Here is a 7,698-nt window from a genome sequence, read left to right as displayed (position 1 = left end):
CGACCATGGTTCCGAATCCTTCCGAGGTGAAGACCTCCAGCAGCGTGGAGTGGGCGACCCGGCCGTCCACCGTCCGGCGCTGCTCGGCGGGGCCGGCGTCGGCGTCCCGCTCGGCGCGACCGCCGGCGCGCTGCTCGCGCACGGTGCGTCCGCGCGGGGTGTACGCCCGGGCGTCGGAGATGCCACCGACCCCCGGCTCACCGGAGCGCGGCTCGCCGCCCCGGCCCCCGCCGTTGCGCGACGAACCGCGCCGGGAGCCTGTGGCGTCCCGGCGCGGTTCCTCCGATCTCGGCGGCACGGTCGTCAGCCTCCCGCGCCCTGCTGGCTGGTGATCGATGGCTTGCCCCCGGCGGGCTGCGGCACGCCGATGACCTTGCCGTCGGGCAGCCGGATGTAGGCCGGCTCGCCCGCCTCCACCAGACCGAGCTGGCGGGCCCGGGCCTCCAGGTTGCCCGGGGCCTCCGCGTCGGCGATCTCCTTGTTGAGCTGCTGTTGCTCCACGTCGAGCTTGGCCTGCTGCTCCTGGAGCTTCTCCAGCCGGAAGGCGTTCTCGTTGATCTTCGTGTTGACCGCCAGGATGCCGAGCACCCCGCCGACCACCAGCACCAGCACCAGGGCGGCGAAGGGTGCCCGCGGCACCTTCACCGGCGGCGGCGGCGCCACCCGCAGCCGGGGCGGACGGGCCGTGCCGGCGCTGTCCCGCTCGGCCGGGTGCAGCGCGGCGCTGCCCTGGGTCGGGAACTCGCGCGCCCCCCGGGCGCGAGTCTCCCCCTGCCGGTTCGCGCGGTCCGCCCGCGGCGCGCCGGTCCCGATGCGCGTGGCCCGCTCCGCCGCGGTCCGGCCCCCCGACCGCGGTGCGCGCTGCCCGCCGCCGGCGATGTCCCGACGGTCGCGCTTGTCAATAGTCATGTCCCTCCCCCTCTTCGTCCGTCCCTGTCCCGTCCCCCGGGGTCCGTCGGATCCGTGTCGGATCCGGGAGACCCCGCCCCTGGTTGGTGCATCGCCTTTACCCGCCGGCGGTACCGTTCGCGGTCGGTACCGCCCTGCTGTGCCGCGTCCGGGTCGAGTCGCTCCGCGGCCCGCAGCCGCACTGACGCGGCCCGCGGGTTCGCGGCGACCTCCGCCTCCCCGGGAAGTTCGGCGCCCCGGCTGAGGAGCCGGAACGTCGGACCCGACCCGGGCAGTTCGACCGGGAGGTCGACCGGGCCCTTGCTGCGGACCCGGTCGCTGAGCGCCGCCTTGGTGAGCCGGTCCTCCAGCGAGTGGTAGGACAGGACCACCATGCGGCCGCCCACGTTGAGCTTGTCGAGCGCGGCTGGCAGCGCCGTCTCCAGCGCTGCCAGTTCCTTGTTTACCTCGATCCGTAAAGCCTGAAACGTTCTCTTGGCCGGGTGTCCCCCGGTTCGTCGGGCGGGTGCCGGAATGGACTCCCTGACCAGTTCGGCCAGCCGCGCCGACGAGGTGATCCGGGCCCGCTCCCGCTCGCGGATGATCGCCGAGGCGATCCGGCCCGCGAACTTCTCCTCGCCGTAGACCCGCAGCACGCGGGCCAGGTCCGGATGGGCGTACGTGTTGACCACCTCCTCGGCGGTCACCCCCCGGGTCTGGTCCATCCGCATGTCCAGCGGGGCGTCCTGCGCGTAGGCGAACCCGCGGTCGGGTGCGTCGAGTTGCAGGGAGGAGACGCCCAGGTCGAACAGGATGCCGTCGATCGCCGGGTAGCCCAGCCGGTCGAGCACCTCCGGCAGCTCGTCGTAGACGGCGTGCTCCAGGTGGACGCGGTCGGCGAAGCGGGCCAGCCGGACGCGTGCGTGAGCGAGCGCCTCCGTGTCCCGGTCCAGCCCGATCAGCACCGTCTCCGGATGCGCCTCGAGCACCGCCTCGGCGTGCCCGGCCAGGCCCAGCGTCGCGTCGACGTGGACCGTCCGCCCGCCCCGGCCCAGCGCGGGGGCCAGCAACTCGAGACACCGCTCGAGCAGCACCGGCACGTGCGTGCCGCGTAGCTCCCCCATGTCGACCCCCACTGGTGTGAAACCTTCGTCCTTCACGCGCCTGTCGTCGGACGACGCCGTGCCGTCGTACCGCCAGATCCCCATCCGCTCCCGCCCACCGGAGGCCGCGGCCCTCCGATCGGATCGTGCGCCTGGCACCGGGGAAGGGGTGCCAGGAACTCGAAAGCGGGTGGAGATCTCGCAGTACGTCGGGCGCCGTCACGCCCTACAGACCGCCGGGCAGCACCCCCTCCTCGATGTCGGCGAAGTCGTCTTCGCTCTCCGCGAGGTAGGTCTCCCAGGCAGCCTTGTCCCAGATCTCCACCCGGGTGCTCGCGCCGATCACGACCAGATCCCGGTCGAGGGCGGCGTAGTCCCGCAGGTGAGCCGGGATCGTCACCCGGCCCTGCTTGTCGGGCACCTCGTCGTGCGCGCTGGCGAAGAAGACCCGGCTGTAGGCTCGGGCCGCCTTGTTCGTCATCGGTTGCGCGCGCAACTGCTCCGCGATCCGCTGGAACTCGGGCATCGGGAAGGCGTAGAGGCAGCGATCCTGCCCTTTGGTTATCACGACACCCCCCGCCAGCTCGTCCCGGAACTTCGCCGGGAGGATCAACCGGCCTTTGTCGTCCAGGCGCGGGGTGTGGGTGCCGAGGAACATCGGCCCAACCCCCTCGCCCTTGAGCGGCGTTCGCGGCGCCGCTGACCCCCCGGGCCGGTGGGCCCTCCCGGCCTCACCACTGCGCCCCACTCTACTCCACTTCCCTCCACCCGCAACCAGAATCGCCCGCGTGGCGCGGCCTTTCGGCGCGCAAAACCGCACGTCAACGGGGGTGGAGCGGAGTGGAGGGCCGCGGGGCCCGCCGGGCCGGTCCGCTTTCCGACATAGATCGACTCCGTCCGGCTGAGCGCGTCCCGACCACCCCGCCGGACGACCCCGGCCGAACGGTTCGCCGTCGGCGGCGATCTGGCGGGGTCGCCGGTCCGGTAACCTCGCTCGGGTGACGGACGCGAAGATGCCCCTGCGGGCAAAGGTGGCAAGCTCGGTGTCGCGGACCGCCGCGGCGCTGTCGCGGGCCGCGGGGCGCGGTGACGGCTCGGTGATCGGCGGCTGGATCGGCCTCAAGATCGACCCGGACCTGCTGGCCCACCTGTCGGCCGGGCGCGCCATCGCCCTGATCTCCGGCACCAACGGCAAGACCACCACCACCCGGCTCACCGCGGCGGCGGTCGGGGTGCTCGGCCGCGTCGCCACCAACTCGTTCGGCGCCAACATGCCGACGGGGCACACCTCAGCGCTCGCCAAGGCCGGCAGCACGCCCTACGCGGTGCTGGAGGTGGACGAGCACTACCTCGCCCAGGTGCTGGACGCCACCGAGCCGCACGTGGTGGCGCTGCTCAACCTCTCCCGCGACCAGCTCGACCGGGCCAAGGAGGTCGCCATGATGGCGCAGCTCTGGCGCGCCGCGCTGGTCCGGCACACCGACGTCCGCGTCGTCGCCAACGCCGACGACCCGATGGTGGTCTGGGCCGCGACCCCGCCGCCCAACCACGACCACCGCATCGCCCCGCCGCAGGTCACCTGGTTCAGTGCCGGGCAACGCTGGCACGACGACTCCTGGGTCTGCCCGGAGTGCGGCTCCACCATCCAGCGCTCCGGCGACCAGTGGTGGTGCAGCGGCTGCCCGCTGCGCCGGCCCCAGCCACAGTGGACGGTGGAGGACGACGGCGTGCTCGACCCGACCGGCGCCTGGCACAAGGTCAAGCTCCAGCTCCCCGGCAAGGTCAACGTCGGCAACGCCGCGACCGCGCTGGCCGTCGCCGCCGAGTTCGGCGTCCGGCCGGTGGACGCGGTGCTCCAGCTCGGCAGTGTCGCCTCCGTCGCGGGCCGCTACGCGCAGGTCGACCGGGACGGGCGCAACATCCGGCTGCTGCTGGCGAAGAACCCGGCCAGCTGGCTGGAGGCCTTCGACATGGCCGACGTCGCCCCGACGCTGCTCTCCATCAACGCCCGGGACCCCGACGGGCTGGACACCTCGTGGCTCTTCGACGTCGACTTCGCCCCGCTACGGGGCCGGCAGGTGCTGATCACCGGGGACCGCGCGTACGACCTCGCGGTCCGGCTCGAGGTCAACGACGTGCCCTTCCAGCATGTGCGGACGTTCGACGACGCCGTCCGGTCGGTGCCCCCGGGGCGCCTGGAGGTCATCGCGAACTACACCGCGTTCCAGGACATCCGAGCGGAGTTGGACCGTGTCAACTGAGAGCCTGCGCATCGTCTGGATCTACCCCGACCTGCTCTCCACCTACGGCGACCGTGGCAACGCCCTGATCCTCGCCCGCCGGGCGCGGCAGCGCGGCTTCCCGGTCGAGGTGCTGGAGGTGCGTTCCGACCAGCGCCTCCCCTCCACCGCCGACATCTACCTCATCGGCGGCGGCGAGGACGGCCCGCAGGCGCTCGGCGCGCAGCGGCTGCTCGCCGACGGCGGCCTGCACCGGGCGGTCGCCCAGGGCTCGGTCGTGTTCGGGGTCTGCGCCGGCTACCAACTCCTCGGCACCTCCTTCTTCGCCAAGGGCACCCTCTGCGCCGGGCTGGAGCTGCTCGACCTCTCCTCCGACCGGGGGCCGACCCGCGCCGTCGGCGAGCTGGCCGGCGAGATCGACCCACGGCTGGGCGTGCCGGCGCTGACCGGGTTCGAGAACCACGGCGGGCGCACCCACCTCGGCCCGGGGGTCTCCCCGCTGGCCCGGGTCACCGCCGGGGTCGGCAACGACGGCGCCACCGAGGGGGCGTGGCGGGGCAAGCTGCTCGGCACGTATTCGCACGGCCCGGCCCTCGCCCGCAATCCCGCCCTGGCGGACCTGCTGCTGCGCTGGGCCACCGGCGCGCACCAGCTCCCGCCGCTCGACGACACCTGGTCGGACCGGCTGCGCGCCGAGCGCCGCACCGCGGTGGCCGCCGCCGCCCGGGCATGATCCTGGCCGTCCGGCGGCTGCTGCGGCAGCCGTCGGCCGTCCGGTTCGCCCTGCTGCTGCTCCTGCTCGCCTCCTTCGGGGCGGTGCTGCTCGTCGTCGACCTGCCCGAGGCGCGGGAACTGCCCGGGCTGGCCGACCGGCTGGGCGGCCTCGCCCCCGTGGCGGCGGTCCTCGGCGGGGCGCTGCTGCTGGTCGCGCTGGTCCCCCGGACCTTCATCACGCTCGCCTCGGGCGCGATCTTCGGTGCGCTCGAGGGCGCCGCGTACGCGCTGGGCGCCGCCCTGCTCGCTGCGGCGCTGGGCTTCACGGTCGGCCGCCTGCTCGGGCGGGACTTCGTCGCCGAGCGGGTACGCGGCCGGCTGGCCCGGCTGGACGGCTGGTTCGCCCGCCAGAGCGTCCTCGGCGTGGTCACCGTACGGCTGCTGCCGATCGCCGGCTTCGGGCTGGTCAGCTACGGCTACGGCACCACCGGCGCCCGGGTGCTGCCGTTCCTCGCCGGCAGCGTGATCGCCTCCGCGCCCACCGCGTTCGGCTACGCGGCGGTGGGTGCGACGGTCACCTCCCCGGGCGACGTCAACTGGTTCGGCGTCGCGCCGGCCGCCCTCGGCCTGATCGCCAGCGTCGTGCTGATCCACCGCTGGTGGCGCGCCGAGCGGCAGCGCCGGCTCGGGCCGAGCTGACCCCGGCACCGATTCCGCGCTGCGCCCACCGCGCTGTCTGGGAGATCTTGGGACGAAAGTGCCCCTCCAGGGGCCGTTTCTTGCCAAGATCGGGCGCGGGCGGACGCAACGCGGCACGGAAGCGGCGGGGACAGGGGCGCCTGCGTTCGCCTCATCCCGCCGGGGAGACCAGCCCGGCCTCGTAGGCGGCGATGACGAGGTGCACCCGGTCGCGGGCGCCCAGCTTGCTGAACAGCCGGGCCACGTGCGCCTTGGCGGTGGCCGCGCTGATCACCAGCTCGGCGGCGATCTCGCCGTTGGACAGGCCCCGGCCGACGAGCGTCAGCACCTCGCGCTCCCGCTCCGTGACGCCGTCGAGGGCCCGGGTCGGGGCGGCGGGGGTCGGCCGGCGGGCGAACTCGGCGATGAGCCGGCGGGTGACCCCGGGGGCGATCAGCGCGTCCCCGGCGGCGACCACCCGGACCGCGCCGAGGATGTCGTCCAGCGCCATGTCCTTGACCAGGAACCCGCTCGCGCCGGCGCGCAGCGCGGCGTGCACGTGCTCGTCGTCGTCGAAGGTGGTGAGCACGAGGACGCGGGTGGCGCCGCCGTGCGCGGTGATCGCGCGGGTGGCCTGGATGCCGTCCATGCCGGGCATCCGCAGGTCCATCAGCACCACGTCCGGCACGACCTCGCGGGCCAGCCGCACCGCCTCCGTCCCCGTACCCGCCTCGCCGACGACGTCGATGTCGGGGGCGTCGGCGATGAGGACCCGCAGGCCGGCGCGGACCAGTGGCTGGTCGTCGACGAGCAGCACCCGGACGCTCACCGGTCCGCCGTCCCGGCCCGCGCTCCGACCGACTCCGTCGCCACGTGTGCTGCCGGCGCTGCGGGGGGTGCCGGTAGCCACGCCGCCACCCGGAAGCCGCCCTCGGGGCGGGGCCCGGCGTGGAACCGGCCCTCCAGCAGGGCGACCCGTTCGCGCATGCCGAGGATTCCGTGCCCCTCACCGCCGACCCGGGCGCCCCGGCCCTCGTCGACGATCTCCACGGCCACCTCGTCGGGGCCGTGCTCGGCGGTGACCCGGCACCGGTCGGTGCCCGCGTGCCGTACCACGTTGGTGAGCGCCTCCTGCACGATCCGGAACGCGGCGAGGTCGACCTCGGCCGGGACCGGCCGCCGCTCGCCGACGCGCCGCAGGTCGACCCGTACCCCCGCATCGGCGGCGGCGACGACCAGTCGGTCGAGGTCGTCCAGCCCCGGCGTCGGGTCCAGCGACGCCGACTCCGACTGCGGGCGGCGCAGCGCGCCGAGCGTACGCCGCAGGCCGGCCAGGGTGTCGCGGCTGGTCGCCTCGATGGTGGCGAGCGCGGCGCGGGCCTGGGCCGGTTGGGTGTCGATGACCCGGGCGCCGACGCCGGCCTGGATGGCGATCACCCCGATGCTGTGGGCGACCATGTCGTGCAGCTCGCGGGCGATGCGCAGCCGCTCGGCGGTGACCGCCTCGGCGGCGGTGTGCGCCCGGACGGCCGCGGCGTAGCCGCGCCGGGCCCGGACCGAGTTGCCGACGGTCCACGCGGTGACGACCGCCAGCACGGCGAGCGTGGCCCGGTTGATGGGGTCGCTGGCGGGGTTCACGAAGCCAGCGGTGATCTGCACGACGAGCACCGCGACGGCCACCGGCACCGAGACGCGGCGCGACCTCCTCGCCGCGATCAGCCCCACCACCAGGTCGATGGCCAGGAACTGCGCGTACCAGATGTCGGTCAGGTAGCCGCCCTCCGGAACGTTGACGGCGGCGGTGATGACGCACGCCGCGACGACCATCAGGGCCAGGGCGAGCACCGGGCGGCGGCGCAGCAGGCCGGCGGGCGGGACCACGGCCAGCAGCGGCACCAGGTAGCGCTCGGAGATCCACCAGTCGCCGAACCCCACGCCGCCCCGGCTCGACGCGACGGCCGGGGCGAGCAGCACGGTGACGGGCAGCAGCGCGACGCCGACCCAGGGCAGGACCGCCCGCGCCAGCGACGCGGCGCGGCGTGGCAGCGGCACGGTGGCGTCCATGCGCACACGGT

Annotated in this window: 7 protein-coding genes and 2 pseudogenes; 3 read left to right on the top strand and 6 right to left on the bottom strand. The window is 74.7% G+C overall.

Translation table 11 applies throughout. From position 1 onward, the window contains the following. From AB0B83_RS24675 to mraZ, 4 genes and pseudogenes are all read right to left on the bottom strand, one after another. Window positions 1-298, bottom strand: a pseudogene (locus AB0B83_RS24675) (hypothetical protein); the annotation flags it as partial. Between the two features lie 5 nt (window positions 299-303). Next, the gene (locus AB0B83_RS24670; protein WP_357580156.1) at window positions 304-909 is read right to left on the bottom strand and encodes a septum formation initiator family protein; all 606 of its coding nucleotides are present in this window, start codon (window positions 907-909) and stop codon (window positions 304-306) included. Beyond that, a pseudogene (rsmH, locus tag AB0B83_RS24665) lies at window positions 899-2,012 on the bottom strand (16S rRNA (cytosine(1402)-N(4))-methyltransferase RsmH). The gene AB0B83_RS24670 and the pseudogene rsmH overlap by 11 nt, the downstream one beginning before the upstream one ends. 205 nt (window positions 2,013-2,217) lie before the next feature. Further along, on the bottom strand, window positions 2,218-2,649 hold the full coding sequence (gene mraZ / locus AB0B83_RS24660; protein ID WP_132236289.1) for a division/cell wall cluster transcriptional repressor MraZ: 432 nt from the start codon (window positions 2,647-2,649) through the stop codon (window positions 2,218-2,220). A gap of 355 nt (window positions 2,650-3,004) precedes the next feature. Here mraZ and AB0B83_RS24655 point away from each other — a divergent pair, with 355 nt between their 5' ends. The 3 genes from AB0B83_RS24655 to AB0B83_RS24645 are packed head-to-tail and all read left to right on the top strand — an operon-like array spanning window position 3,005 to window position 5,644. Next, window positions 3,005-4,252 (top strand): MurT ligase domain-containing protein, encoded by a 1,248-nt coding sequence (locus AB0B83_RS24655; RefSeq protein WP_357580157.1) that lies wholly within the window; start codon window positions 3,005-3,007, stop codon window positions 4,250-4,252. Then, window positions 4,242-4,964: a glutamine amidotransferase gene (locus AB0B83_RS24650; protein ID WP_132236287.1), complete on the top strand. Its 723-nt coding sequence runs from the start codon at window positions 4,242-4,244 to the stop codon at window positions 4,962-4,964. The genes AB0B83_RS24655 and AB0B83_RS24650 overlap by 11 nt, the downstream gene beginning before the upstream one ends. After that, a complete protein-coding gene (locus AB0B83_RS24645) occupies window positions 4,961-5,644 on the top strand; it encodes a VTT domain-containing protein (protein ID WP_357580155.1) in 684 nt (227 codons plus the stop codon). The genes AB0B83_RS24650 and AB0B83_RS24645 overlap by 4 nt, the downstream gene beginning before the upstream one ends. A 151-nt stretch (window positions 5,645-5,795) precedes the next feature. Here the strand turns inward: AB0B83_RS24645 and AB0B83_RS24640 are convergent, their stop codons facing one another. Together AB0B83_RS24640 and AB0B83_RS24635 are read right to left on the bottom strand one after the other, a co-directional pair. Next, on the bottom strand, window positions 5,796-6,452 hold the full coding sequence (locus tag AB0B83_RS24640) for a response regulator transcription factor (RefSeq protein ID WP_357580154.1): 657 nt from the start codon (window positions 6,450-6,452) through the stop codon (window positions 5,796-5,798). Further along, window positions 6,449-7,687, bottom strand: coding sequence for a histidine kinase (locus AB0B83_RS24635; RefSeq protein ID WP_357580153.1), 1,239 nt, complete (start codon window positions 7,685-7,687; stop codon window positions 6,449-6,451). Before AB0B83_RS24635 ends, AB0B83_RS24640 begins: the two co-directional genes overlap by 4 nt. Between the last annotated feature and the right edge of the window lie 11 nt (window positions 7,688-7,698).

The sequence above is a fragment of the Micromonospora sp. NPDC049060 genome, assembly GCF_040649055.1.
Taxonomy (GTDB): domain Bacteria; phylum Actinomycetota; class Actinomycetes; order Mycobacteriales; family Micromonosporaceae; genus Micromonospora; species Micromonospora reichwaldensis.
Note: the sequence above shows the minus strand (reverse complement) of the source record. Positions and strands in the feature narration are given on the sequence as shown.

Excerpts from the sequence above, each read along its gene's own strand:
- AB0B83_RS24670 (WP_357580156.1), bottom strand. The coding sequence starts at position 909 with ATGACTATTGACAAGCGCGACCGTCGGGACATCGCCGGCGGCGGGCAG.
- mraZ (WP_132236289.1), bottom strand. The coding sequence starts at position 2,649 with ATGTTCCTCGGCACCCACACCCCGCGCCTGGACGACAAAGGCCGGTTG.
- AB0B83_RS24655 (WP_357580157.1), top strand. The coding sequence starts at position 3,005 with ATGCCCCTGCGGGCAAAGGTGGCAAGCTCGGTGTCGCGGACCGCCGCG.
- AB0B83_RS24645 (WP_357580155.1), top strand. The coding sequence starts at position 4,961 with ATGATCCTGGCCGTCCGGCGGCTGCTGCGGCAGCCGTCGGCCGTCCGG.
- AB0B83_RS24635 (WP_357580153.1), bottom strand. The coding sequence starts at position 7,687 with ATGGACGCCACCGTGCCGCTGCCACGCCGCGCCGCGTCGCTGGCGCGG.